The sequence below is a fragment of the Lentzea xerophila genome (assembly GCF_051094245.1).
GTDB classification, from domain to species: domain Bacteria; phylum Actinomycetota; class Actinomycetes; order Mycobacteriales; family Pseudonocardiaceae; genus Lentzea; species Lentzea xerophila.
The window spans coordinates 404,527-428,821 of record NZ_CP194934.1 but is presented as its reverse complement, the minus strand read 5'-3'; the positions used below and the strand labels follow the sequence as shown (position 1 = coordinate 428,821).

Here is a 24,295-nt window from a genome sequence, read left to right as displayed (position 1 = left end):
GATCAGTCGCCGTAAGGGTTCTGGATCGAGACGTGGACGTGGTCGTAGTGACCACCCGTCACACCACCACCGGCGGTGTAGGTGCGCCAGCCCTCGGACGAGCGGGCCACGCTCCAGATCTTGCCGTCCCAGATCACGTAGCGGACGTCGAGCCTGGAGGCGTGCTGCCGCAGCCAGTTGGCGAGCTTCCAGCCCTGCGCCTCCTGGGCGGAGCTCGGGTACTGGCCGATGGCGTTCGAGATGGTGCAGTCCAGCGCGTTGCCGGTGTTGTGGTTGCTGGTCGACGGCTCGCCCGGCCGGTAGTCGCCCACGTAGCACTGGCGCTCACCGGTCAGCTCGGCGATCTGCGTGCGCACGAACGCCGTGCGAGCGGTGATGTCCGGCGCGCGGGTGGCCTGCGACGGGTGCGGGTTGTCCGGCGGGGTCGGGTACGGCCCGGGGTCGCCCGGGTCCGGGTCGGGGTCGCCGCCACCGCTGTCGCCGATCCGGTGGGAGGCGTTCTCGTTCTTCAGGCCCGCCTTGAGGTTGGCCTTGCCACCCGCCGCGATCGTCTGGTTCGTGCCGCCGTAGCCGCTGTTGAAGTACACGGTGACGGGCTTGCTGGTGCGGTTCCAGACCGAGGCCGCGTTGTTCTTCACGCAGACGCCCTGACCGTTGCCGGCGCCCTTGAACTCGTAGCAGCTCGGCTGGCTGTCACCGTAGTTGGAGACGGAGGTGGCGAAGTCGGACACCGAGCCGGCCTGGTCGCTGTTGTAGTACAGGCAGAACTCGTCGTCGTTGCAGACGCCGTCGCGGGCCGCCGCAGGCGAACCGATCCGGTGGGACGCGTTCTCGTTCTTCAGCCCGGTCTTGAGGTTGGCCTTGGCACCGGCGCCGATCGCCTGGCTGGTGCCGCCGTACCCGCTGTTGAAGAACACGGTGACCGTGCTGCCCATGCGGTTCCAGACGGCGGCGGCGTTGTTCTTCACGCAGACGCCCTGGCCGTTGCCGGCGCTCTTGAAGTCGTAGCAGCTCGGCTGGCTGTCGCCGTAGTCCGAGATGGAGGTGTTGAAGTCGGAAACCGAGCCCTGCTGGTCGCTGTTGAAGTACAGGCAGAACTCGCCGGACTCGCACACACCGTTACGCGCCGTCGCCGCGGAGGCCGGGGCCGTACCGAAGAGCACGCTGAGCAGAGCACCTGCCAGCGCGACGAACGTCAATCTCTTTAACACCGTGAACCCTTCTTCTTGAGGGAATCTCGGAGGCCGGAATCAGCCGCAGTGCTCGGAACCGCTGGTGTAGCTGGAGGAACCGACCATGCCGGCGCTCGTGAGAGGCGCCGGCACGGTCAGGGCCGAGACCGCCGTGAGAACGGTCTTCTTCCTGATCAGCAACGGATGCTGGTCCTGGCGGTCGGCGTGTTGCCGCTCCACTTGATGTTGCCGACGGCGTGGGTGCACACGCTCAGCGTGTCCGTGCCCGACGACCAGTTGTCGGCCTTGTTGCCGTAGCACTTCAGGCCCTCGAGCGTGTACGGCGCGCTCGAACCGGTGGCGACCGAGACGCAGACGTCCCAGTTGGAGTGCGTGGAGCGGAAGCCCGCCCACACGTAGGTGTAGGCCCAGTTCTTGCCACAGCCCTTGAACTGCTTGACGGAGCCGATGTTGGTGCCACCGCTGGTGATGTACGCGGTGGAGCCGATCTGCGTCACGGGGCCACACCCCGGCGCCGACTCGGCCTGTGCGGGCGCGCTGAGACCGAGCATCGCGCCGCCGACGATCACGGCCGCGCCGAGCGCGCTGGCGATCTTGCTGAACATGCTTCTCCCTCAATGGTTTTGCGATGGTGGTGCAGGTGCAGGAAGGTCAGTCGGTGATGTAGCCGGTCACGGCGCGCCCCCTCAGCAAGCGCTCGACGCGAGCCGGGCGGTGCGGTGGACGCCGTTGGCGTCGACGTAGAGCACCTCGCCGCGGGCGCAGCCGGGCGCGTAGACCATGTTTCCCCAGTGGTTGCCGGGCGTTCCCGGCGCGACGAAGCCGACGTGGCCGTTGCTCGACCACACGGTGATGCGCAGAGCCGAGTCGCCGCCGGAGTAGTTGGAGATCCGCACCCAGTTCGTCCGGCACGACGGCGACCAGCGCAGCTCTGCGGTGCCGCCCGTGTACATGGGCGCGGTGTCGGCGGTGGTGGTGCCGCTGCTGCATCCGGCGGCCACCGGGTCCTTGCCGTTGCACCCGGTTCCGCTACAGGACGCGGCCTGCGCGTCCGGCGCCATCAGGAGCGTGAACGCGGCCGCGGCGATCAGGGCTGTCGACTTCATGGCGCTGACAGTGCTGTAGTGCGCTCACAGCGATCTGACAGCTACACCCCGTCAAGTGTCAGCGAGGTGTCAGAACCGCAGGACAACGGGGACGTCAGCGAACGGTGCGCGAGCGGTCAGCGGGTGTGGTCATCGTGGCGCCATGACGTGGTTGCGCAAGCCCTGGGTGGGCCCCTTGGCGTTCGTGGTGGTGGCCTTCGTGGCCTTCTCACTGCCGCCGTATCTGACCGGTGATCGTCTGCAGTCACGCGTGCAGTCGGACTGGGGACCGCACTACCCCCTGCTCGTCGTGCACGTCGTCTGCGCCTCGATCGCCATCGTCACCTGTGTGGTGCAGATTTGGCCGTGGTTCCGTGGCCGCTTCCCGGCACTGCACCGCCGTATCGGCCGTGTCTACGTGTTCGCCGGGGTGCTGCCCTCCGGCCTGGCGGGACTGGTCATCGGCTGGATGACCCCGTTCGGCCCGGTCGCGCAGGTGAGCAACGTGCTGCTGGCCGTGCTGTGGCTGACCTTCACGTGGCTGGCGTGGCGCGCGGCGAGGCAACGCCAGTTCCGCGACCACCGCAAGTGGATGATCCGCAGCTTCGTGCTGACGATCTCGATCATCACGAACCGGATCTGGGGCGTGGCCGCGTTCCTGCTGTTCGCGGACCGGGTGCCGGAGGCCGACCTGCCGAACACGATCGCCGGGATCTCGACGTGGGCGGGGTGGACCGTCCCGTTGCTGATCTCGCAGTGGTGGCTGGAACGCAAGCCGGCCCGCCGCCGTCCCGCGGTCGAGCAGCGGGAAAGCGTTCCCGTCTGACGTCCTGGCGACTACGGTCGGTCCGCATGAGGCTACTGCTCGCTGTGTTGATGATGGTGGTACTGGCTCCGGTCGCCGCTGCCGCACCGGAAGCCGTGCCGACCGCGAAGTGCGAGTTCATCCCGACACCCGAGAACCCGGCGGCCCGCCCGGTGTCGCCGCCCAGCGCGGTCGTGCCCGCGAAGGGCACGGTGAAGGTCACCATCGTGACGAACTACGGCGTGGTCCTGGCCGACCTCGACCGCGCCAACGCCCCGTGCGGCGTGGAGAACTTCGCGCACCTGGCGCGGAGCTGGTTCTACACGATGACCCAGTGCTGGCGGCTGACCGACACCACGCGCCTGGGCGTGCTGCAGTGCGGCGACATCTACCGGGCCGAGGAGGGCGGGCCCGGCTACCGGTTCGCCGACGAGGTGACCGGCACCGAGACCTATCCGCGCGGCACGATCGCGTACGGCAACCAGGGGCCGGGCACCAACGGCAGCGAGTTCTTCATCGTGCACTCGTTCGCCAACATCCAGCCCAAGTACACGGTGATGGGCCACGTCACCCACGGCATGGACACGCTCGACCGGATCGTGAAGGCCGGGATCGTGCCGCAGCCGGACGGACTGCTGGACGGCGCACCCAAGAAGCCGGTGAGGATTCTGCACGTGCTGGCCCGGTAGTGAATTTCTTTCCAAGTAGTCGCCGTTTCGTTGAAACGGCGACTACTTGCGTTTTCATTGACACATGACAGCGAGAAAAAACCGGGAACGCGATTTCCCTCACAGCGTCGACCAGGTCTTCACCAGCCCAGACTGGGCCAGACGCCGTAATGCCGGCCATTCCCGTTGAGGCGGACTTGATAGTTCGTGTGATCCCGCTCGCCCTCAGGAATCAATTGCGCAGGTCCAGCGCTTCCCTCACCTGAACGGCGGCTGTACTGGCCAGTAACCTGTTTCAGGTCAACCCCGAAATCAGCTAGAAGCCGGTCACGAGCGCTCGCCGACTCAGTGCGCCGGCCTGTTCCGCGTGCGCCCGACCGGGTGCGCGGTTCCAAGGAGGCACAGCTAGTGGCACCCGAGTTCGAGCCGGCTCGACTCGACGACATCGACGATCTGCTCAGGCTCTACCGGCGGGCTCACGGCGCGAACTACCCCATCGCGATGGGCACCGACCCCGGCGTCATGGCGGCGGAGATCGAGGCCGCGCACACCACGTGGCTGGTGTGGCGCGAGCGAGGCCAGGTCCTGGCCTCGATCACCGGCCACGTCGAGGCACAGGACCGGCTCGGCAAGATCGCCGGGCTCGTCGTGGACCCCGCCGCGCAGGGCGGCGGCATCGCGCACCACGCGGTCGGGCAGATCACCGGCCGGATGCTCGCGAGCGGCGAGGTCGACTCGGTCTACGGCACCGCGCGGACGGTCCACCTCGCGCCGCAGCGGGTGTGCCTGCGCAACGGGTTCCACCCACTCGGGCTCGTGCCGAACCTCTTCCAGCACGCCCAGCGCGAGACGATGACGTTGCTGGCCAAGCACCGCGACGGCGTCCTCGACCGGCGTGCCGCGGTACACAAGGTGCCGAAGAGCCTCGAGAAGCTCGTCACGGCGACGCACGCCCTGGCCGGGCTGCCGACGCTGCCGGAGTTCGTCGAGGACACCGAGTTCGCCGCGGGCGGGCGCTCGCGCCTGGAGGTCATCGAGGCGCCGCAGTTCGTGCAGCGGCACTTCGAGCGGAGCATCAACGACCCGGCGCGCCGGTTCTACCCGTTGCACCGGCCGAACGTGCTGCTGGCCGACGAGCACGGCGAGTACCAGATCTACGGCCACCTCAACCGGCACGACGGTTACTGCACGATCTTCGGCGCCACGCCCAGCCCCCAGGCGCTCCTCCCGCACCTCGGCGGCGTGATCGACACGCTGGCCGGCCTGGGCGCGCCGCACGTCGAGACGCTGGTGCCGTTGCACGAGTTCGACGAGCTGAGTGCGTTGCTGGCGTTCGGTTTCCTGCCGGTGGCGCTGTACCCCGCGATGCGCAAGGACGGCGAGGTGTACCACGACTACGTGGTCATGGTGCACACGCCGCAGCCGCCCGACTTCCGCGGGCTCGCGATCGACGAGGCGTTCCGGCCCTTCACCGAGCAGTACATCGAGCTGTGGACGCAGAAGTTCCTCAACACCAACGGAGTCTTCCGGGCATGAACCCCCACCTCGGTCCAGCGACGGTGCCGGACCCCTCGCTCGGCGCCGTCCAGGCGCTGTGCGACATCGCGGCGCCGTACGACCACAGCGACCAGGACCTGTTCCTGGAAGCCATGAACGAGTCGAACCGCTGGCACGCCCAGCACAACGAGTTCTTCCGCAGCCTGTGGAACGGCAAGCCGCTCAAGGACATCACCGACCAGCCGTTCGTGCACGCCAACTTCTTCAAGGCGCACGAGGTGCTGTCGGTGCCGCGGAACGAGGTCGTCGTGCACGCCACGTCGTCCGGCACGACCGGGCAGAAGTCGCAGATGTTCTGGGACGCCTGGACGTTGCATGCCGGCCGGCGGATGGTCGCGCGGATCTACGACCACAACGGGTTCATCGACTCGCAGCCCGCGCACTACCTGATCAACCTCAACCAGCCGACGCCGTCGGTCAAGCTCGGCAGCTCGTTCACCGGGCAGTTCATGACCGACTTCGCGCCCGTGGAGTCCGTGGACTACGGCCTGGCGCACACCGGGACCGGTCACGAGTTCGACGCGTTCGGCAGCATCCGCGCGCTGCGGCGGTTCGCGGACAGCGGCAAGCCGGTGCGGATCTTCGGGTTCCCGGCGTTCCTGAGCTTCACCCTCGACCGCATGCGCGCGCTGGGGGTCGAGCCGTTGCGGCTGAACGAGCGCTCGATGGTGTGGTTCGGCGGCGGCTGGAAGGGCAACGCGGACAGGCAGATCCCGAAGGCCGAGCTGCGTTCGAAGGTCACCGAGATGCTCGGCATCCAGGACGTGCGGATCCGCGACAGCTACGGTTCGGTCGAGCACTCCGTGCCGTACGTCGAGTGCGCGCACCACAACCTGCACGTGCCGACCTGGTCGCGTGCCCTGGTCCGCGATGTCCGGACGCTGGAACCGTTGCCCTACGGCGAATCCGGCTACATCCAGTTCGTCTCCCCGTACATCACCTCGGCGCCCGCGCAGAGCGTGCTGATGGGCGACCTCGCCGCGCTGCACGCACCTGAGGAGTGCGGTTGCGGCAACGAGACCCCGTGGTTCGAGATCCTCGGCCGCGCCGGCGTCTCCCGCAACCGTTCCTGCGCGATCGCCGCGGCAGAGCTTTTGAAAGGCAAGTCATGAGGCACTTCTGGCAAGGCGAATGGGTTGGCGACGAGGCTGTCGAGGTGCGGCTCGACATCCTGGAGGACCGCACCCAGCAGGTGATCACCGGCCCGCGGCTGAACCCGCTCGTGGTGCTCGCGGCCGCCGAGGAGCTGGACCTGGACGAGCACCGCGCGTCGCTGGTCGCATGGGGTCTGGACGAGACCGAGGTCGACGAGACGCTGGACGCGCTGCGGCACGCGTTGAGCCGGCCCGCCCTGGAGCGCAAGCTCCAGCGCGAACTGGGCGGCCTCGACCCGGCGCGCATGGTCCGGTTCGACTTCCGCACGCCCGTCTACGAGGCCTGGGTACCGCTCGGCCTGCTCGCCCACGTGACCGCGGGTAACGCGCCCGCGGCCGGCGTGCTGAGCGCGGTGGAGGGCCTGCTCTCGGGCAACCTCAACGTCGTCAAGGTCGCGTCGGACGACTCGGGGTTCACCGCCGGGGTGCTCGCCGCACTGGCCGCCGCGGACCGGACCGGCCAGATCGCCGCCCGGCTCGTCGTGCTGCACTTCTCCTCGTCGCGCGCCGACTGGATGTCACGCGTGCTCGGCGCGGCCGACGCCGTCGCGGTCTGGGGCGGTGAGGAGGCGATCACCGGCGTCACCGAGCTGGTCCGGCCCGGCACGCGGGTGGTCGACTGGGGCCCGAAGCTGTCGTTCGCGTACCTGACGAGCGCTGCGTGGTCCGATGTGGACACTCTGCGCGCGCTGGCCGCGGATGTGTGCCGGTTGGAGCAGCAGGCCTGTTCCAGCCCGCAGATGGTCTACCTCGACACCGAGGACCCGGCGCAGGTCTTCGCGTTCGCCGAGCGCCTGGCGGCCGCGCTGGAGCAGACCGGTCCGCCGACCCGCGAGCCGTCCCAGGCCGAATGGGCGGAGATCACTAACACCGTCGAAGTCGCGCGGCTGGAGCAGCACCTCGGGTTCACGAAGGTGCACACCGGCCAGAACTGGCGCGTGCTGGCGGACGTGCGGTTCGATCCCCGCACCTCGCCGCTCTACCGGACCGTGTGGGTGAAGCCGTTGCCGCGCAAGCAAATCACGTCCGTGCTGCGGCCGATGCGCCGCTACCTGCAGACCGTCGGGCTCGCGGCGGACCGGCCCGACACCGCCGCGCTGGCACGTTCGTTCGTGTCGGCCGGCGTGCAGCGGATCACCACGCCGGGCTCGATGCTCGGCGGCTACAGCGGCGAGCCGCACGACGGCGTCTACGCGTTGCAGCGCTACAGCAACCGGGTCTCCGCGCAGCTCGACGACAGGTTCACCACGGACGCAGCGCTGGACGACCTGACCGAGTCGCGGCAGCTCCCGGCCCCCGCCGTGCCGGTGACCCCGAAGTCCGACTTCGAGACGCTGCAGGACCGCCCGGCGGACGTGTACTTCCGCAGCGGCGGCAGCTCCGGCGCTCCCAAGCTGTCCGCCTACACGTGGGCGGACTGGGACGAGCAGATGTGGGTCGGCGCCGAGGCGTTACTCGCCACCGGACTCGACCCGCGGCGCGACCGGATCATGAACCTGTTCTTCAACGGGCACATGTACGCGAGCTTCGTCAGCTTCTTCTCCGCGCTGGAGCGGATGAACGCCGTGCAGTTCCCGATGGGCGGCGAGTGGGACCACCTCGACGCGATCGCGCAGGCCATTGTGGACAACCGCGTCGACACACTGCTGACCGCGCCCTCGTTCGTGCAACGGCTCTTCGCCGAGCACGGCCCGCTGCTCAAGGAGTACGGCGGCATTCGCAAGATCTTCTACGCGGGTGAGCACTTCGGCGCGCAGGCCATCGCACGGCTGCGCGACGAGTTCGGCGTCGAGATCATCCGCTCGGCGGCCTACGCGACCGTCGACGCGGGTCCCGTCGGCTACCAGTGCCAGGCGTCGTCCGGCAAGGTGCACCACCTGTTCACCGGCCTGCACACGCTGGAAATCCTTGACCCCGAGACGGACCGGCCCGTGCCGTCGGGCGAGCCCGGCAGGCTGGTCTTCACCACGCACACGCGGCGTGGCCAGCGGTTGGAGCGCTACGAGATCGGCGACCTCGGCCGATGGGTGCCCGGCGACTGCCCGTGCGGCCGCCAGACGCCGCGGTTCGAGCTGCTGGGACGCACCGGCGACGTGTTCCGGGCCGCCGCGCAGACGTTGAACTACCGGCGGTTCCTCACGATCCTGGAGGACGAGTTCGGCTACGCCGGCGCGCTGCAGATCGAGCTCAACGAGAACGCCTCCGGCGAAGAGCTGGTCATACGCCTGGAGCGCGGCCGCGCACCCGAACCCGCCGCCGGCCACAGCACGCTGCTCTCCCGCTATGCCGAGGTCGCGGAGGCCGTGGAGAAGGACGGGCTGCTGACCGTACGCGTCGAGAACGTTCCGCTCGCGGACTTCCTGCGCACTCGCAGCAGCGGCAAGTTGATCGCGGTCGTCGACCGGCGCAGCAGCAGGAGCGTGTGACCGATGTCCGTCCTCGACCTCATCTGCTACGCCCGCACGCACTCCCCGTTCTACAAGGAGCTGTACCACGGCATCGACTCGTCGTCGCTGGCAGATCTGCCGGTGATCGACCAGGCCGCGTTCTGGGCCGCGAACACCATCCGCGACAACCAGGTGCTGACCAGGGCGCACACCGACGGCCTGGTCTTCAAGACCGGCGGCACCACCAAGGCTCCCCGCGTCTCCTTCTACTCCAACGAGGAGTGGGACGCGATGTGCCGCACATATGCGGAAACGCTGCCGGCGACAGGGCTGCGGCACGGCGACCGGATCGCGAACCTGTTCGCCGCCGGCGAGCTGTACTCCAGCTTCATCTTCGCCTTGAACGCCCTACAGCGGTCACCCATCGACCTGGTGCAGCTGCCGATCACCGGCAGCGCTCCCGCCGAGTTCACGCTGACCACGATGCAGGACTTCGACGCCACCGTCGTGGCGGGCTTCCCGACGACGTTGTGCCGCCTGGCCGAGCACGTCGTCTCGTCTGTCGGCTCGCTGCCGTTGGTGCGCCTGATCCTGTTCAGCGGTGAGGCGCTGTACGACGACCAACGCGCGTTGCTGGCCGCTGCGTTTCCGGGCGCCGAGTTCCGGTCGTTCGTCTACGGCAGCGTGGACGGGGGAATCATCGGCACGGCGGTGCTCGGCTCGGACGACCCGCGGGTGTTCCGCTCCTTCGTGGACAGCTCGGTGCTGGAGATCGTCGACGTCGAGACCGGCGAGCCGATCACCTGCGCCGGCCGGCCGGGCCGGTTGCTGCAGACCGACCTCACGCGGCGGCTGCAGCCGATGATCCGCTACCCCGTCGGCGACCTGGCCGAGTGGGTGGACGTGGAGGACGGCATCTTCCGCCTGCTCGGCCGTTCCGACGAGGGCGCGCGGGTGGGACCCGTGACGTTGCACCTCGACCACCTGCGGGCCGCCGTCGACCGCGCCGGGATCGTCCACACCGGCGTCCAGGTCGTGATCCGCCGCGTGGACGCCCGCGACCAGCTGGTGCTGCGGATCGCCGGCTCCGGCCAGGACTTCTCCGCCGTCCGGGACCAGGTGTACGTGATCAGCCCTCGCTTCGAGCTCCAGGTGGCACGCGGCGTCGTGGCACCGCTCGCGGTGGAATGGGTGCCGGCGCTGGAGGTGAATCCCCGCACAGGGAAGACCGTTCGGCTCATCGACGAGCGCCCCGTGTAGTTAGTGTGGGCCGGTGCGAAAGATCCTGGTCATCGGCATCGGCGCGGGCAACCCCGACCACCTGACGGTGCAGGCTGTCAAGGCGCTGCAGACGGTCGACGTGTACTTCGTGCTGGACAAGGGTTCCGTGAAACAGGAACTCGTCGACCTGCGCGCGTCGATTCTGGCGGCGCACGTGACGCGCCCGTACCGCTGGGTCGAGGGCCGGGACCCGGAACGCGACCGCAACCCGTCCGACTACGCGGCGACGATCGAGGCCTGGCGCCGCGACCGCGCCGACGTGTGCCTCTCGCTGCTCTCGGAACTGGGCGAGGACGAGGTCGGCGCCTTCCTGGTGTGGGGCGACCCGTCGCTGTACGACTCGACTCTGGCGATCCTCGACGACCTGCTGGCCCGCGGCGAGTCGTTCGCGGTGGAGGTCATCCCGGGCGTGACGTCGGTGGCGGCGCTGACCGCCGGGCACCGCGTCTCGCTGAACCAGGTCGGCAAGCCCGTGCAGATCACGACCGGGCGGCGGCTCTCGGCCGGATGGCCGTCCGATGTGGACGATGTGGCCGTGATGCTGGACGCGTCCTACGCGTTCGAGGGCGTGGATCCGGACACATGGATCTACTGGGGCGCCTATCTGGGGATGCCGGACGAGATCCTGGTGTCGGGGCGGGTCGGGGACGTGGCCGCCGAGATCCGCGCGGTGCGCGCCGAGGCTCGCGAGCGCAAGGGGTGGATCATGGACACCTACCTGCTGCGCCGGCCCTCGTCGTAGAGCGGCGGCGGGCCGCCGCTGTTCGGCGGTCAGCGGGCCGCGGGGCTACTCGGCGATGTGTCTGGGCGGGGCACGGCTGCTCGGCGATCAGCGGGCCGCGGCTGCTCGGCGATGTGTCGGGGCCGGTCGGGGACGTGGCCGCCGAGACCCGCGCGGTGCGCGCCGAGGCACGCGAACGCAAGGGGTGGATCATCGACACCTACCTGCTGCGCCGGCCCTCGTCACAGAACGGCGACGGATCGCGGCTGCCTGGCGATCAGCGGACCGCGGCTACTCGGCGATCAGCCGCCTGACCGAGCGTTCGACGAGTTCGCGGGTCGCGTTCGGGGTGCTGAACGCCAGGATCGACATGTGCACGACCAGGTCCAGCAGGTCGGTGGCGTTGAACTCGGCCGAGATCCTGCCCTCCAGCTGCGCCTGCGCGACGGCCTCGATCTTGTGCCGGTAGGCCTCGGCCTCGGCCTCCGGGATGGCCTCGAAGCCGTTCTCGAGCCGGTGGTAGGCCGCGAGCCTGAGCAGTTGCGGACGCTCCTGGTAGGACTCGAACAGCCGGCCCGCGTAGCCCGGCAGGTCGTCGGGCGTGATGGGGACCGACTTGATCATGCTGTCGATCTGGATCCTCAGCAGCTCGTCGAACAGCCCCTCCTTGCTGCCGAAGTAGGCGTAGATCATCGCCTTGTTGCACCCGGCCTTGGCCGCGATGCGGTCCACCCGCCCGCCGGCGATGCCGTGCTGGGCGAACTCGTCTAGCGCCGCCTCGAGCAGGTTGGCCTTGGTCGCTTCCTTGTCCCTCGCCACACCCCATATCCTAACCAACCGGTTGGTCACCTCGCCCGTTGCAACCAACCGGTCGGTCGCCTCCCCGACCGCCACCCGACCCGAACCAACCGGTTGGTTAGCTTGCCCGGAGACAACTAACCGGTTAGTTGACAACTCCGCGCCAACCTGGTTGCCTGGATTTAGCAACCAAACGGTTAGTTAGTCCAACCAACCGGTCAGTCAAGGAGTGGGTCATGAAGGTCGCACTGGTCACGGGCGCCTCGTCGGGGATCGGCGAGTCCACCGCGGAGGAGCTACCCAAGGCCGGCTACACGGTGTACGCGGCGGCGCGCCGGGTGGAGCGGATGGCGGGCCTGGCCGCCAAGGGGGTCCGGGTGCTGGCGATGGACGTCACCAGCGACGAGTCGATGGCCGAGGGTGTCAAGAAGATCATCGCGGAGGCCGGGCGGATCGACCTGCTCGTGAACAACGCCGGGTACGGGTCGTACGGGGCTGTCGAGGACGTGCCGCTGGACGAGGCGCGGTACCAGTTCGAGGTCAACGTGTTCGGGCTGGCGCGGCTGGTTCAGCTGGTGGCGCCGCACATGCGGGAGACGGGGCGCGGGCGGATCGTGAACGTGTCGTCGATCGGCGGGCGGATCTACGAACCGCTGGGAGCCTGGTACCACTCCACGAAGTTCGCGGTCGAGGGGTTGAGCGACTCGCTCAGGCTCGAGCTCAAGCCGTTCGGGATCGATGTCGTGGTGATCCAGCCGGGCGGGATCAAGACCGAGTGGGGCGGGATCGCGGTCGAGAACCTGCGGAAGACGTCTGGCGGCGGTGCCTACGCGGGGCAGGTCAGGCAGTTGGCCAAGTTGTTCGAGCAGACCGATCGCGGCAGTGAGCCGAAGGTCATCGCGGACGTCATCGTGCGGGCGGCCGAAGCGAGAAGGCCGCGGACGCGGTATGCGTCGGGATTCGGGGCGCGGCCGATCCTGTTCGCGCGCAAGGTGTTGCCCGACCGGGCGTTCGACGCCTTGTTCCTCGGGGCGATGCGCCGCTTCGCCTGACCCGTGTTCGTTCTGTCTGGCCAGGTACCTTCGGTTCAGAACCACCGAGGGGGATCGCGTGCACGAGGGGCTGTCGCCAGAGGCCGAGAAGCTGTACCTGGCGATGCTGCGCGGAGACCACGCGGAACCCGGCGCGGCGCACGAGGAGCTCGAACGGTTCGGGCTGATCAGGAACAACGAAGTGCGGCCGCCCCGTTCGGCGCTGGCGGCGATCGCGTCCGGGCACGAGGCCGCGGCCGCCAGGGCCAGGGAGACCGCCGAGGTCCTGGCCGCCGCCTATGCCGAGCACGGCGCGAAGGAGGTCGACTTCGTCGAGGTCCTCAAGGACGCGGACGAGGTGATCAGCGCCTTCGAGGAGATGCAGAGCCAGGCCAAGACGCAGATCCGGGCGCTCGACCCCGGTTCGTACCTGAGCCCGCAGCCGGAGGCGAGTCCTGCTCAGCCGCCAGCGCTCGCCCGCGGCGTCGCGTACCGGGTCGTGTACGAGTCGTCGCTGCTGCAGACCGCGCTGGGGTTCGCGTCGGTGCAGGGGAGCATCGCGGTGGGCGAGCAGGCGCGGACGTTCCCCGGTGTGCCGCTCAAGCTCGTGATCGCCGACGCGGACCGGGCGTTGATCGCCGTGCCGACGGTCAACGGCGGGAACGTCGTGGCACTGCTCATTCACCCGTCCGTGCTACTGAGTGCGTTGGTCGAGTTGTTCGAGGCGTTCTGGCGGATGGCCGTGTCGATCACGCCCGGCGGTCAGCAGGGCACGCAGGAAGAGCCGACGACCGCGACCCGCAGGTTGATGGCGCTGCTCAGCGCAGGCCTGACGGACGAGTCGATCGCGCGCGAGCTGGGTGTCAGCGAACGGACGGTCCACCGGCGGGTGAGCCGGCTGCAGCAGTTGCTGGGTGCCCAGACCCGGTTTCAGCTCGGGGTGCAGGCATCACGGCGCGGGTGGCTTTAGTCACCCATAGTTACCGAGCACAACATAGTTCATCACTTTGTGCGCACCATTGGTGACGGTTTCCAGACATGGCGACTTTCTGCCATCACCCAGGAGTGTTAACGGACGGCTTTTCCCCTTCTCCTCTGTTGCATGCGCGGCCTCTCTCGGTCGTGCGGGGGCAGGAAGGGATCCACACAGTGCGGAAGTACTTCAGAGGCGGCATCGCCGCGGTGACAGGGGCTTTGGTCGCCACGAGCATCGTGCTCACGCCGGCGGCGAGCGCGGCAGCAAAGCAGGACCCGGACACGGCCAAGCTCGCGGGCGCTCTCGCCACGCAGACGGTGACCTGGGAGGAGTGCACCTTCCCCGGTGTGGCCGAGGAGACCGTCAAGAGGTTCAAGACCGTCAAGGGCCTCGCGTGCGCGACCATCCAGGTCCCGCGCGACTGGCACAACCCGGCCGACGGCAACACGATCGGCATCCGCGTCTCCAAGACCGAGACCGCGCACAAGGGCACCAGCCGTCAGGGCATCGCGCTGGTCAACCCCGGTGGCCCCGGCGGCTCCGGCCTGCCGTGGGGCGCGGCGATGGCCCTGCGCACCCCGGTTCTCGCCGGTCAGTACGACTTCATCGGCTTCGACCCGCGCGGTGTCGGCCTTTCCACGCCGCTCACCTGCAGCTACACCGTCCCGAACAGCACCGACGTCAACGTGCTGAACAAGGCGAAGGTCGACGGCTGCCTCGAGAACCCGCTGACCCAGTTCATCACCACCGAGCAGACCACCTACGACATGGACTTCATCCGTGTCCTGCTCGGCGAGAAGAAGATGAGCTACATCGGCTACTCCTACGGCACGTGGCTCGGCACCTGGTACGCCGCCACGTTCCCCAGCAAGGCGCACCGCTTCCTGCTCGACTCGGCCGTCGACGCCTCGCAGTCGACGCTCGAGAACACCTGGGACCTGCAGCCGCGCACCCGCGACCGCCAGTTCCAGGAGGCGCTGCTGCCGTACATGGCGCGCAACGACGCCGAGTACGGCCAGGGCACCGACCCGATGGAGATCCGCCGCAACTGGGAGAAGGCCGGCGGCACCCGTGAGTTCATCGGGCAGCTCTTCGTCGCGTGGTTCGTGATCCCGGCCATGTACGACACGAGCCAGTACCCGACCGCCGCCGCCGCGGTGTCCGCGGTGATCGGCACCCCGGCCACCGGCACGGACTCGGAGAAGGTCGAGCAGCTCGTCTCGAAGATGCTGGCCACCAAGGGCCTCAACGACGAGAACAAGGCGTTCATCGCGAAGGCCAAGGCCAACGCGCTCGCCGCGATCGCCAAGAAGGAGCGCGTCGCGGTGAAGTCCACGACCGCCGCCGCCGAGGTCGAGACCTGGGACGCGACGTTCGAGGCGATCCGCTGCCAGGACGGTCAGTGGAACCAGAACCTGCACTACTGGAACTACTGGCTCGCCGACCTGACCGTGAACGCGCCGTTCATCGCGCCGTTCATGAGCACCCCGCTGTGCGCGTACTGGCCGACCAAGAACGCGATGCCGAAGCCGGACAAGAAGACGTTCCCGCGTCTGCTGGTCGCGCAGTCCGAGCTCGACGCCGCCACCGCCTACGAGGGCGGCCTCGCCACGACGAAGGCTCTGCCGAAGGCCAAGCTGATCAGCGTCGACAACGAGGGCTCGCACGGCCTGTTCCCCTACAACACGGACTGCGTCGACGACCCGATCGTCTTCTTCTTCCAGACCGGCGCGACCCCGCGCAAGCAGTTCACGGGCTGCCAGGCGCTTCCGCTGCCCGGTGAGGACAAGACGTTCGAGGTCGGCGGCAAGCTCAGCAACGGCAAGGTGAAGATCAAGATGATCACGCCGGCCGTCAAGGAGGCCAACAAGATCGTCAAGGACCTGCTCAGCGGTTCCTCGACGGCGGCCGCCGACGAGTCGGGCATGCCGGCCAACCTGTAGTACCTCGCACCAGCCGCGGCCCTCGGCACGATCGTGCCGGGGGCCGCTTCCATCAGCTAGCGCTGCCACCACTTCTTGCGCACGACGTCGATGATCACGCAGGTGACGTTGTCCGGGCCGCCGTTGCCGTTCGCGAGCGCCACCAGCTGCCAGGCCGCCTCGGTCCCGTCCTCAGTGGACAGCAGAACCTCGTGGACCTCCCCGAGGTCCGTGTAGTCCGTCAGGCCGTCGCTGCAGAGCAGGTAGCGGTCCTCGACCTTGGCCTGGTGCCAGGACAGGTCGGGCTCGTGCGAGTTCCCGGACTGCAGCGCGCGCAGCACGTACGCGCGGCGCGGGTGGTTCGCGGCCTCCTCCGGCGTCATCCGGCCGGCGTCGACGAGCGCCTGGACCATGGTGTGGTCGTGGGAGATCTGGCGGAGCTCGCCTTCCCGGAGCAGGTACGCGCGCGAGTCGCCGATGTGCGCCAGCTGGAAGGCGAGGCCCTCCCAGCGCATCGCGGTCAGCGTGGTGCCGGCGCCCTGCGGCGTCTCGGCGTCGAGCCTGCGCGCGATCTCGGCCACCGTCGGACCCAGGTCGCCCTGCCACTCGGCGAGGACGTTCACCGCGAGCGCGCTGGCCACTTCACCGTGCTCGTGGCCACCCATGCCGTCCGCCACGGCCTGCAGGTCCGCGCGGACGTAGACCGAGTCCTCGTTGTGCTCGCGGACGAGCCCAGGATCGGTCGCCACGGCGATGCGCAGCTCGTGTGTCATGTCTCCAGTAGATCAGTTGTGAAGTCAGTTCACAAGCAATACGGTTGTGAACATGGATGAGACGGTCAACGCCGGCGACATAGCGCGCCTCGCCGATGTGGGGCGGGCGGCCGTGTCGAACTGGCGGCGGCGGTTCGAGGACTTCCCGGCACCGGTGAGCGGGACGGCCTCCAGTCCGTTGTACCTGCTGCGCGACGTCGAGGCATGGCTGCGGCGCAACGGCAAGCCGTTCCTCGTCTCCCCCGCCGAACGCCTCTGGACCCGGCTGCGTGCCGTCGACGACCTGAAGCTCGGCGAGGCGCTGGCCGCGGTCGAGGCCGATCCCGACACCTTCGAGTTCCTGCACGAGCGCTACCTCGAGGCGCATTCGCGGCTGTTGAACCCCACTCCGCCCGAGGTCGTCGACATCGTGCTGGCCACGACCGACGGCGACACGGTGATCGACCCGGCCTGCGGGACCGGAAGCCTGTTGAAGGCCTCCAAGGCACGGAACAAGATCGGGCAGGAGCTCGACCCGGTGTCCGCGGTGATCGCGCGGCGCCGGATGCCCACCGCGCAGATCTACACCGGGGATTCGTTGCGGCACAACGGTGTCCAGGAGAAGGCCGACGCCGTGGTGTGCGATCCGCCGTGGCACGACCGGGCGTGGGGCCACGAGGAACTGGTCGGCGACGCCCGGTGGACCTACGGGCTGCCACCCCGCGGCGAACCGGAGCTGGCGTGGTTGCAGCACTGCCTTTCGCTCGCGAAGCCGGGCGGCCTGGTCGCGGTGCTGCTGCCGTCGGCGGCGGCGTCACGCAGGCCGGGCAAGCGAATCCGGGGCAACCTGCTGCGCGCCGGCGCCCTCCGCGCGGTGATGACCGTGCAGCCGGGCCGCGACCTGTGGTTGCTGCGCAATCCGATCGGCCGCGCCCCCGAACACATCGCCCTGCTGCGGGCGCCCGGCCCCGTCGAGCCGAACACGCGGGTCATCGACCTGCTCGACGACGACGTCGACCTCAGCCCGTCCCGCCGCAGCGGCACCGACGCGTCCGCCTACCTCGCGGCACAGCCGACGTTCGAGCTGAGCCCGTTGCCCGAACTGTGCGAACAGGCCGCTCCCCCGATGACCACGATCGGCGAACTGGTCCGCGCGGCGCCCGGCAAGCACGCCGTCACCTCCCCCACCGGCGCGACGTACGAGATCGACCCGCGCAAGGTCGACCCGGACTTCCTCGAAGGCGTGCTGCGCGCCGCCTTCGCCCGCACCCCGACCGGCTCGACCCGCCTCGACGTGCGCCGGACGCAGGTGCCGTCGCTGCCGATCGACGAGCAACGCCGCTACGGACAGGCATTCGCGCAGCTCAAGGCACTCGAAGCCGGCCTGGAAGACGCCGCCGCGCTGGTCCGTTTGGGCTACAATGGGCTCCTGAGCGGGCAGATCAGGCCGGCGTCAGCGGGCGAAATTCACCCGATCGGGATGTCCTGAAACGCTGTTACGGTCGCCTCGCGTACGAGGAAGCGCGCGTGACCAGCGAACAGGTAGTGGCGGTTAGGCTTTCCCGGTGCTGATCGCCGACCGTTATGAGATCGACGACCTGCCGCTGGGGCGGGGTGGCATGGGCGCCGTGCACAAGGGGCGCGACCTGCGCCTGGACCGGCGGGTGGCGGTCAAGCTCCTGCGGCTGCCGGGCAGCGACGACGAGGTGCAGCAGCGGTTCGCGCGCGAAGCGAGGATCGTGGCCAAGCTGGAGCACCCCGGCGTGCCGGTGCTCTACGACTTCGGGACGTACGAGCAGCGCCTGTTCCAGGTCATGCAGTTCGTCGACGGCGTGACGATCGCCGACCTGGTCGGCGAGTTCGGTCCGCTGCCCCAGGCGTGGGCCGCGAACATCGCCGCGCAGACCGCCGCGGTCCTGGCCGCCGCGCACGAACGCGGCATCTGCCACCGCGACCTCAAGCCCACCAACCTGATGCTGTGCCCGGACGGCGCGGTCAAGGTGCTGGACTTCGGCCTCGCGCTGCTGCGGGAGAGCGACGTCGCGCCGTTCAGCCGCGCCGGGCAGGTCCTCGGTACGCCCTCGTACATGGCGCCCGAGCAGATCCAGCGCGGAATCGCCGAGCCACGCAGCGACCTGTACGCGCTGGGGTGCGTGCTGCACGAGATGTTGACCGGCGAGCAGCTGTTCACCGGGCCGACGGCGTACGCGGTGTTCGACAAGCACGTCAAGGAGGCCCCGCCGCGGGTGGCGGGCGCGCTCGACCCGGTGGTGCAACGGTTGCTGGCCAAGGAGCCTGGCGGCCGGCCCGCGACGGCGCTCGAGGTCTTCGAGGATCTGCGGGGGTTCGCGCAGGATCCGCCGCCGTTGCCCGGCTTCGTGAGGGACGGGTCGGCGGCGGGGATGTATGCGAGCGTGCAGCGGGGGCGGCCGGTCAGCACGCCGTGAGCGGCAGGCGGGTCAGCACGTTGTGAACGGCCCGTGGATCAGCACGTTGTGAACGGCCGGCGGGTCGGGCTTCGCGAGCACCCCACGGGATCCGGCGCGGTAAGCACTCCACCGATCCGGCACCGCGAGCACCCCACGGGATCCGGCACCGCGAGCACCCCACGGGATCCGGCACCGCGAGCGCGCCCGGATCAGGCCGGGATCCGGTTCACCTCGTGATCACCGGTCGCCCACAGGTGCTGGACCGCGTAAGCGCGCCAGGGCCGCCACGCCTCCGAGCGCCTGAGCAGGGCCGCGGGTGTCGTCGGCAGGCCCAGGGCCTCGGCCGCCAACCGGATGCCGAGGTCGGTCGGCAGGAACGCGTCCGGGTCGCCCAGCGCGCGCATCATGATCGACTCCACCGTCCACGGGCCGAAGCCGGGCAGCGACGAAAGCCGTTCGCGCGCAACGGTTCGGTCCGCGGTCGGTGACAGGTCCAAACCGGACTGGAGTGCGTCGAGCAGAGCTGCCATGGTCCGCCGACGAGACTCCGGCATGGCCAGCGCGGAAGGGTCGAACTCCAGGGGAAACAGGTACAGGTCTCCCACGGGTGTGCCGTAACGGGACACGAGGCGTGCGGCGTGGGTGCGTGCGGCCTTCGTGGAGACCTGTTGGCCCAGCACGGCGCGGATGGCGAATTCCGCGCCGTCCACCGTGCGCGGGACACGGCGTCCGGGCGCGGCGGAGACCAGCGGTGCCAAAAGCGGGTCGGCGGACAACGCGCCGTCGACCACCGACGGGTCTGCGTCGAGGTCGAGCATAAATCGGCAAAGGTCTAGAGCACTGACCAAATCGCGAGCATCGGAGAGTTCCAGAGTGCACGCGACGTGATCCGGGAACGGTTGTAACGCGGCGATTCCGAAACCGGAAGGGAGCCGCAAGGTCCGCCGGTAGACACCGTCACGCCACTCCTCCACCCCTGGTACGGCGGTGGCGATGAGGTGGCCGAACAGGTTGTCGGGACAAAGAGGCGCCCGAAAGGGCAGGCGTTCCGAGAACGTGTCCAGCAGCATGAACCCGAGCATGCCCCGAATCCAACCGAGACGCTGGCGGGAAAGCGACATCATTCTGGACGGGGCCAACCGGGTGACCTGCTTCGCGGCACGAAAATCCGTGGCTAGGCTGGCCGCAGCGCCGTTGCAGCAGTTGTCAGCTTCAGCAGGGAAGGGCGGCGTCGCGTGCGATGAGAGCGGCCTGGACGCGGTTGTCGCACCGGAGTTTCGTCAGCAGTCGGCTGACGTGGGCCTTGATCGCCCCTTCCGAGAGGTACATGAGCCTTGCGATGCGCGCGTTCGCCATGCCCTGCGCCAGGTACACGAGCACTTCCTGCTCGCGCCGGGTGAGCAGGCCGATGCGGCTGCGGGCGGCGTCGCGGCGTTCGGAGTCGGCGCCGGTGAAGTGGTCGATCAGCGCACGCGTCGCGGACGGCGAGAGGATCGCCTCGCCGGCGGCGACCGCGCGGACGGCCTTCACCAGGGCGTCGGGGTCGCCGTTCTTGAAGAGGAACCCCGCCGCGCCGGCGCGCAACGCCGGGAAGAGCAGCTCCTCGGTCTGCGGGGTGCACAGCATGATCACTTGGGTTCCCGGTACGTGCCGGCGCACCAGGCGCACCGCCGCGAGCCCCTCCATGCCGGGCATCGAGGCGTCCATCAGCAACACCTGCGGGCGTTGGCGCCGGGCGAGTTCCAACGCGCCGCCGCCGTCGCCGGCCTCGCCGACCACCACGACCCCGCCGGCTCGTTCCAGCACGCCGCGGGCTCCCGTGCGGATCAGCACCGCGTCGTCGGCGATGCCAACGGTGATCGTGCGCGGCTTGTCCACCAGTTGCAGACCTGCGCTCGCCCACGAGGTGCTCGTCGTCAACGTCATGCGCACTCCCTGTCAGACCGGACCAGTCACCAGTTTGTGGCCGAACGAGGAACACGGGAAGGCAGGCATAACGAACGCGTTGCGAACCGTCTCACGCACACAGACGTGTAACGGGTTGCACAGGCCAAGTCACTATGCGCGACCTGCGCGAACGCCGGACCGAGACAGGTCCGGCCTGTCGTTACGGCTCGAGGAGAGGGACTCATGACCAGCACCGGACGTTGCGCTCTGTGCGACGGCACGCTGCCTCCCGCCACCTCCGAGCAACGCAGGTCCTACTGCTCCAACGCCTGCCGCCAACGCGCGTATCGCCGCCGTGTCACCGTTTCCACCGCAACGCCCGCCACCAGGCAGAACCTGCGCGTGCTCTCGAACCTGCCCGCCGCACGCGACACGTTCGTCGGCCGCCAGCAGGAGCTGTCGAAGCTCGACCAACTGCTGCGCCGGCATCGTCTGGTCACGCTCGTGGGCAGTGCGGGCGCGGGCAAGACGAGGCTCGCGCTGGAGGCCGCCGGACGGTTGCGGCGCGGCCGGACGGACCGGGTGCTGCTCGTCGAGCTCGGCGAGATCACGACTCCGCGAGACGTCATGCCCGCCCTCGCCGACGCGCTCGGAGTGACCGTCCAGCCCGACGAGCCGTTGCGCGACACCGTCATCGAGACGCTCGTCAACATGAAGGTGGTCGTGGTCCTCGACAACTGCGAACACCTCCTCGACACGTGCGCCGAGCTCACCGACGTGCTGCTGAACCGCTGCCCCGGCGTCCGGGTGCTCGCGACGTCGCGGGAAGCGCTGTGGATCACCGGCGAGGTCAGCTTCCACGTCGAAGGCCTGCCTGTTCCCTCGACGGATCGGGACCTCGTCACGACCGCGGCGCCACGCTCGGAGGCCGTGAAGCTGTTCGTGGAACGCGCGCGAGAGCGCAAGCCCGACTTCCGGCTGACCGCGGAGAACACCGCCGCGGCCGCGTTGCTGTGCGCACGGCTGGAGGGAATGCCGCTCGCGATCGAGCTGGCGGCGCGGTGGGTGCAGGTGTTGCCGGTGACGGACATCTGCGACCGCATGGACGAGCCGCTCGAACTGCTCACCCTGGGCTGCCGGAAGTCGCCGTCGCGCCAGAGTTCGTTGCGTGAGGCCATCGACTGGAGCTACCGGCTGCTGCAACCGGACGAGCAGTTCGCGCTCCGGCGGCTGTCGGTGTTCGACGGCGGTTTCGACCTGGCCGCCGCCACCGAGGTCTGTTCGTCGGAACGCTCCGCCGAACCGGTGCTGGACGTGCTGTCGCGGTTGCAGGCGAAGTCGTTGCTGACGGCCATGCCGGGCACCTCCCGGTTCCGGCAACTGGAGTCGATCCGGTTGCACGCCAGGGAGAAACTCGTGGCGGCCGGCGAGTCGGACATCGCCTACGAGGCCCTGGCCCGGTGGTTCACGGACCTGTCGGACGTGCTGATCACCGCGCCGCTGTCGGTGCCGGCGGAGGTGCAGCAGAAGCTCGACAACCACGTCGACAGCCTGCTCGGGACGGTCGAATGGGCGGCGGACCGCTCCGACGAACGCCTGCTGCTGCTCACCGCGGCACTGGCGGACTGCGCCGCCAGGAGCGGGCGGCTCGGCCAGGCCCGCGTGATGCTGCGGGACGCGCTGCGACGACCGTCCACTCGGGACGACTACCGGTGCGTGGCGCTGAACCACGCGGCCCGGTTCGCGGCCGAGCAGGGTGACCACGCCGAGGCCGTGGAGCTGTCGAGCGAGGCTTCACGGCTGGTGCGGGACATCGGCCAGCCGGCACTGGTGATGAGCAGCCGCAGCACGCTGGCGGCGGTGCAGCGGTCCTCCGGCGAGTGGGAGGCATCGGACAAGAACAACACCGAGTGCCTGCGCGTCGCGGAACTGCTGGGAGAGCCGCTGGCCCGTGCAACGTGCCTGGTCGATCTGGCGCGCACGGCGCTACCGCTGGGCAAGCACGAACGCGCCGAGAAGAACGTCATGAACGCGTTGCGGATCTCGCGCGCGTCGGGCGTCCCCGCGCGCATCGCCTCCGCTCTGAACGCACGCGGTGCCGTGGCGTTGGTGCAGGACGACCTCGACGAGGCGGTACACGCCTTCCAGGAAGCGCTGCGGATGGAGGGGATCAACCCGCTGACCGCACCCGACGCGCTGGAAGGGCTGGCCGTGGTCGCCTCGATGCGCGGTCAGGCCGAGCGAGCGCTACGACTCGAGGCGACCGGACGCGCGTTACGACGGTCCGTGGGTGTCGTGCCGAACCCGTTCTGGGCGGAGAAGGTCGCTGGGGCCATGCGCGCCGCACGGCTGATGCTCCCTGTCGCGCGCGCTGAGGCGGCTTTCGCACCGTTGACCGCCGCCGAGACCGAGGCGTTCGTCCAGGACGAGGTGTGGCTGGACCGCACCGACGACTCGTTGGACGACCACGAGCGGCGGATGATCGCGCTGCTCGCTTCCGGGCTGACGAACCAGCAGATCGCGAACCGGCTGAACGTGTCGCTGCGGACGGTCGCGTCGCGGTTGCAGCGGTTGCGGGACAAGCTGGGGTTGCGGAGCCGGGAGGACGTCGCGGCCTGGGGTGCGGAGCGGGCGATCGGTTGACTCACCCCGCCTTGACGGTGCGCAGGAACGCCGACCAGGCGGAAGCGCTGAACGGGAGGTGCGTCGCGGGAGCCTTGCTGTCGCGGATGCCGACGCCACGGCCGACCTCAACGCAGTTGTTTTGGTTCGCGCTGTAGCTGCTCTTACGCCACACGATGGCTCCTCAGGTCGCGAGCTTGGAGATCCTCCGTTGGGATTCTCCCGCATCCAGGGCCGCCCGATCGAGCGCCTTGACGACCTTCTCGTAGTCGTCGACAGAGTCCTTCCGTTCGACGATAAAACTCGCGTTCTCGCTCTCCAGGAAGACGACGGGCTCGAACCTGTCGAACCTCATCAGCTCGAAGCCTCCGGCAAGCCCGGCATGTGCACCCACCGAGGTGGGAACGATTCGGATGTCGATGTATGGACGCACGAGCATCTGCAGGAGGTGGTGCAGCTGGGCACGCAACACGTTTTCACCGCCGACTGGCAACAGCAGCGCCTGCTGGTGGATGTAGAACGTGCAGGCGAGCCGCTGCCGGAAGACCTCCTGCATCGCCATCCGAGAGGCGATCCGCGTTTCGAGCTGATCCTGTGGGAACGTCGCCGACGCCAGGCACAGCGGCCGGGTGTACTCAGGCAGTTGGAGCAAGCCTGGGATCAACAACGGCATCCAGCACACGTACTCCTTGGCCTTCCTCAGGTGTTCCAGGAAGGTGCGCAGCTCGAATGGTCGCTGGTCGGCGTGGTTCTGCCACCAGTCCTTCATGTCGGTCTGCCGGAAGATCCGCATCAGGTGCTCGCGCTCTTCCGGCGGCGTGCGGCAGAACCCGAGCAGCACGGCCAGGTCGACCTCCGAACAGCCGCCCTTGCCGTTGAGCAGGTCGGAGAGCTTGCCGGGGTCCCAGTCGATCTTCTCGCAGATGACGCGCGCGGACATACCCGTGGCGGCCAGTGCGGCTCGTACCGCATCGCCGAACTCACGCCCGCGCGCCGTGGAGAAACGCTTTGGCATGGAACGAAATTA

Annotated in this window: 22 protein-coding genes; 13 read left to right on the top strand and 9 right to left on the bottom strand. The window is 69.0% G+C overall.

The window, feature by feature from the left end; all coding sequences use genetic code 11:
* Positions 1-2: 2 nt before the first annotated feature.
* The 3 genes from ACRSBM_RS02130 to ACRSBM_RS02120 form a co-directional block, all read right to left on the bottom strand.
* Positions 3-1,211: a peptidase inhibitor family I36 protein gene (locus ACRSBM_RS02130; RefSeq protein ID WP_434439093.1), complete on the bottom strand. Its 1,209-nt coding sequence runs from the start codon at positions 1,209-1,211 to the stop codon at positions 3-5.
* A 155-nt stretch (positions 1,212-1,366) separates the two neighbouring features.
* Complete coding sequence (locus ACRSBM_RS02125) at positions 1,367-1,798, bottom strand: hypothetical protein (RefSeq protein ID WP_434439091.1); 432 nt, start codon at positions 1,796-1,798, stop codon at positions 1,367-1,369.
* Positions 1,799-1,879: 81 nt separating this feature from the next.
* Entirely contained in the window at positions 1,880-2,299 is a 420-nt protein-coding gene (locus tag ACRSBM_RS02120) for a DUF2690 domain-containing protein (protein ID WP_434439088.1), read from the bottom strand.
* Positions 2,300-2,441: 142 nt separating this feature from the next.
* Between ACRSBM_RS02120 and ACRSBM_RS02115 the strand changes: the two genes are divergently transcribed.
* The 7 genes from ACRSBM_RS02115 (at position 2,442) to cobF (ending at position 10,872) form a co-directional block, all read left to right on the top strand.
* Positions 2,442-3,104: a DUF2306 domain-containing protein gene (locus tag ACRSBM_RS02115; protein ID WP_434439085.1), complete on the top strand. Its 663-nt coding sequence runs from the start codon at positions 2,442-2,444 to the stop codon at positions 3,102-3,104.
* Positions 3,105-3,130: 26 nt separating this feature from the next.
* Positions 3,131-3,772 carry a peptidylprolyl isomerase gene (locus ACRSBM_RS02110; RefSeq protein ID WP_434439083.1) on the top strand — a complete coding sequence of 214 codons (642 nt, stop codon included), beginning with the start codon at positions 3,131-3,133 and terminating at the stop codon, positions 3,770-3,772.
* A 387-nt stretch (positions 3,773-4,159) separates the two neighbouring features.
* On the top strand, positions 4,160-5,287 hold the full coding sequence (locus ACRSBM_RS02105; protein ID WP_434439080.1) for a GNAT family N-acetyltransferase: 1,128 nt from the start codon (positions 4,160-4,162) through the stop codon (positions 5,285-5,287).
* Positions 5,284-6,420: a hypothetical protein gene (locus ACRSBM_RS02100; RefSeq protein WP_434439078.1), complete on the top strand. Its 1,137-nt coding sequence runs from the start codon at positions 5,284-5,286 to the stop codon at positions 6,418-6,420. Before ACRSBM_RS02105 ends, ACRSBM_RS02100 begins: the two co-directional genes overlap by 4 nt.
* Positions 6,421-6,464: 44 nt before the next feature.
* The gene (locus ACRSBM_RS02095) at positions 6,465-8,888 is read left to right on the top strand and encodes an acyl-CoA reductase (protein ID WP_434439075.1); all 2,424 of its coding nucleotides are present in this window, start codon (positions 6,465-6,467) and stop codon (positions 8,886-8,888) included.
* 3 nt (positions 8,889-8,891) lie between these two features.
* Complete coding sequence (locus tag ACRSBM_RS02090; RefSeq protein ID WP_434439073.1) at positions 8,892-10,109, top strand: phenylacetate--CoA ligase family protein; 1,218 nt, start codon at positions 8,892-8,894, stop codon at positions 10,107-10,109.
* 13 nt (positions 10,110-10,122) lie between these two features.
* A complete protein-coding gene (gene cobF, locus ACRSBM_RS02085; protein WP_434439070.1) occupies positions 10,123-10,872 on the top strand; it encodes a precorrin-6A synthase (deacetylating) in 750 nt (249 codons plus the stop codon).
* A 270-nt stretch (positions 10,873-11,142) separates the two neighbouring features.
* On the opposite strand, the gene ACRSBM_RS02080 is transcribed toward cobF, so the two are convergent.
* A complete protein-coding gene (locus ACRSBM_RS02080; RefSeq protein WP_434439067.1) occupies positions 11,143-11,670 on the bottom strand; it encodes a TetR family transcriptional regulator in 528 nt (175 codons plus the stop codon).
* Positions 11,671-11,885: 215 nt separating this feature from the next.
* On the opposite strand from ACRSBM_RS02080, the gene ACRSBM_RS02075 reads away from it, so the two are divergent.
* The 3 genes from ACRSBM_RS02075 to ACRSBM_RS02065 all read left to right on the top strand — a co-directional run bounded on the left by ACRSBM_RS02075 (position 11,886) and on the right by ACRSBM_RS02065 (position 15,599).
* Positions 11,886-12,701: an oxidoreductase gene (locus ACRSBM_RS02075; RefSeq protein WP_434439065.1), complete on the top strand. Its 816-nt coding sequence runs from the start codon at positions 11,886-11,888 to the stop codon at positions 12,699-12,701.
* Positions 12,702-12,759: 58 nt separating this feature from the next.
* Complete coding sequence (locus ACRSBM_RS02070) at positions 12,760-13,650, top strand: helix-turn-helix transcriptional regulator (protein ID WP_434439063.1); 891 nt, start codon at positions 12,760-12,762, stop codon at positions 13,648-13,650.
* 179 nt (positions 13,651-13,829) lie between these two features.
* Entirely contained in the window at positions 13,830-15,599 is a 1,770-nt protein-coding gene (locus ACRSBM_RS02065; protein ID WP_434439061.1) for an alpha/beta hydrolase, read from the top strand.
* 56 nt (positions 15,600-15,655) lie between these two features.
* Here the strand turns inward: ACRSBM_RS02065 and ACRSBM_RS02060 are convergent, their stop codons facing one another.
* A complete protein-coding gene (locus ACRSBM_RS02060) occupies positions 15,656-16,351 on the bottom strand; it encodes a PP2C family protein-serine/threonine phosphatase (protein ID WP_434439059.1) in 696 nt (231 codons plus the stop codon).
* 52 nt (positions 16,352-16,403) lie between these two features.
* Here ACRSBM_RS02060 and ACRSBM_RS02055 point away from each other — a divergent pair, with 52 nt between their 5' ends.
* Positions 16,404-17,819, top strand: coding sequence for an N-6 DNA methylase (locus ACRSBM_RS02055; RefSeq protein WP_434439056.1), 1,416 nt, complete (start codon positions 16,404-16,406; stop codon positions 17,817-17,819).
* Between the two features lie 76 nt (positions 17,820-17,895).
* Positions 17,896-18,777: a serine/threonine-protein kinase gene (locus ACRSBM_RS02050; RefSeq protein ID WP_434439053.1), complete on the top strand. Its 882-nt coding sequence runs from the start codon at positions 17,896-17,898 to the stop codon at positions 18,775-18,777.
* Between the two features lie 191 nt (positions 18,778-18,968).
* Here the strand turns inward: ACRSBM_RS02050 and ACRSBM_RS02045 are convergent, their stop codons facing one another.
* On the bottom strand, positions 18,969-19,841 hold the full coding sequence (locus tag ACRSBM_RS02045; RefSeq protein WP_434439051.1) for a DNA-3-methyladenine glycosylase family protein: 873 nt from the start codon (positions 19,839-19,841) through the stop codon (positions 18,969-18,971).
* A 130-nt stretch (positions 19,842-19,971) separates the two neighbouring features.
* Positions 19,972-20,685, bottom strand: a complete 714-nt coding sequence (locus ACRSBM_RS02040) for a response regulator (protein ID WP_434439048.1) — start codon at positions 20,683-20,685, stop codon at positions 19,972-19,974.
* Positions 20,686-20,889: 204 nt separating this feature from the next.
* On the opposite strand from ACRSBM_RS02040, the gene ACRSBM_RS02035 reads away from it, so the two are divergent.
* Complete coding sequence (locus ACRSBM_RS02035; RefSeq protein ID WP_434439045.1) at positions 20,890-23,289, top strand: ATP-binding protein; 2,400 nt, start codon at positions 20,890-20,892, stop codon at positions 23,287-23,289.
* 1 nt (position 23,290) lies between these two features.
* On the opposite strand, the gene ACRSBM_RS02030 is transcribed toward ACRSBM_RS02035, so the two are convergent.
* Positions 23,291-23,443: a DUF397 domain-containing protein gene (locus tag ACRSBM_RS02030; protein WP_434439043.1), complete on the bottom strand. Its 153-nt coding sequence runs from the start codon at positions 23,441-23,443 to the stop codon at positions 23,291-23,293.
* A 9-nt stretch (positions 23,444-23,452) separates the two neighbouring features.
* A complete protein-coding gene (locus ACRSBM_RS02025) occupies positions 23,453-24,283 on the bottom strand; it encodes a helix-turn-helix domain-containing protein (RefSeq protein ID WP_434439040.1) in 831 nt (276 codons plus the stop codon).
* Positions 24,284-24,295 lie beyond the last annotated feature (12 nt).

Bases quoted from the DNA above. Each gene is read 5' to 3' on its own strand.
- ACRSBM_RS02125 (WP_434439091.1), bottom strand. From the start codon at position 1,798: ATGTTCAGCAAGATCGCCAGCGCGCTCGGCGCGGCCGTGATCGTCGGC.
- ACRSBM_RS02120 (WP_434439088.1), bottom strand. From the start codon at position 2,299: ATGAAGTCGACAGCCCTGATCGCCGCGGCCGCGTTCACGCTCCTGATG.
- ACRSBM_RS02115 (WP_434439085.1), top strand. From the start codon at position 2,442: ATGACGTGGTTGCGCAAGCCCTGGGTGGGCCCCTTGGCGTTCGTGGTG.
- ACRSBM_RS02110 (WP_434439083.1), top strand. From the start codon at position 3,131: ATGAGGCTACTGCTCGCTGTGTTGATGATGGTGGTACTGGCTCCGGTC.
- ACRSBM_RS02100 (WP_434439078.1), top strand. From the start codon at position 5,284: ATGAACCCCCACCTCGGTCCAGCGACGGTGCCGGACCCCTCGCTCGGC.
- ACRSBM_RS02090 (WP_434439073.1), top strand. From the start codon at position 8,892: ATGTCCGTCCTCGACCTCATCTGCTACGCCCGCACGCACTCCCCGTTC.
- ACRSBM_RS02075 (WP_434439065.1), top strand. From the start codon at position 11,886: ATGAAGGTCGCACTGGTCACGGGCGCCTCGTCGGGGATCGGCGAGTCC.
- ACRSBM_RS02060 (WP_434439059.1), bottom strand. From the start codon at position 16,351: ATGACACACGAGCTGCGCATCGCCGTGGCGACCGATCCTGGGCTCGTC.
- ACRSBM_RS02055 (WP_434439056.1), top strand. From the start codon at position 16,404: ATGGATGAGACGGTCAACGCCGGCGACATAGCGCGCCTCGCCGATGTG.
- ACRSBM_RS02045 (WP_434439051.1), bottom strand. From the start codon at position 19,841: ATGCTCGGGTTCATGCTGCTGGACACGTTCTCGGAACGCCTGCCCTTT.
- ACRSBM_RS02040 (WP_434439048.1), bottom strand. From the start codon at position 20,685: ATGACGTTGACGACGAGCACCTCGTGGGCGAGCGCAGGTCTGCAACTG.
- ACRSBM_RS02035 (WP_434439045.1), top strand. From the start codon at position 20,890: ATGACCAGCACCGGACGTTGCGCTCTGTGCGACGGCACGCTGCCTCCC.
- ACRSBM_RS02025 (WP_434439040.1), bottom strand. From the start codon at position 24,283: ATGCCAAAGCGTTTCTCCACGGCGCGCGGGCGTGAGTTCGGCGATGCG.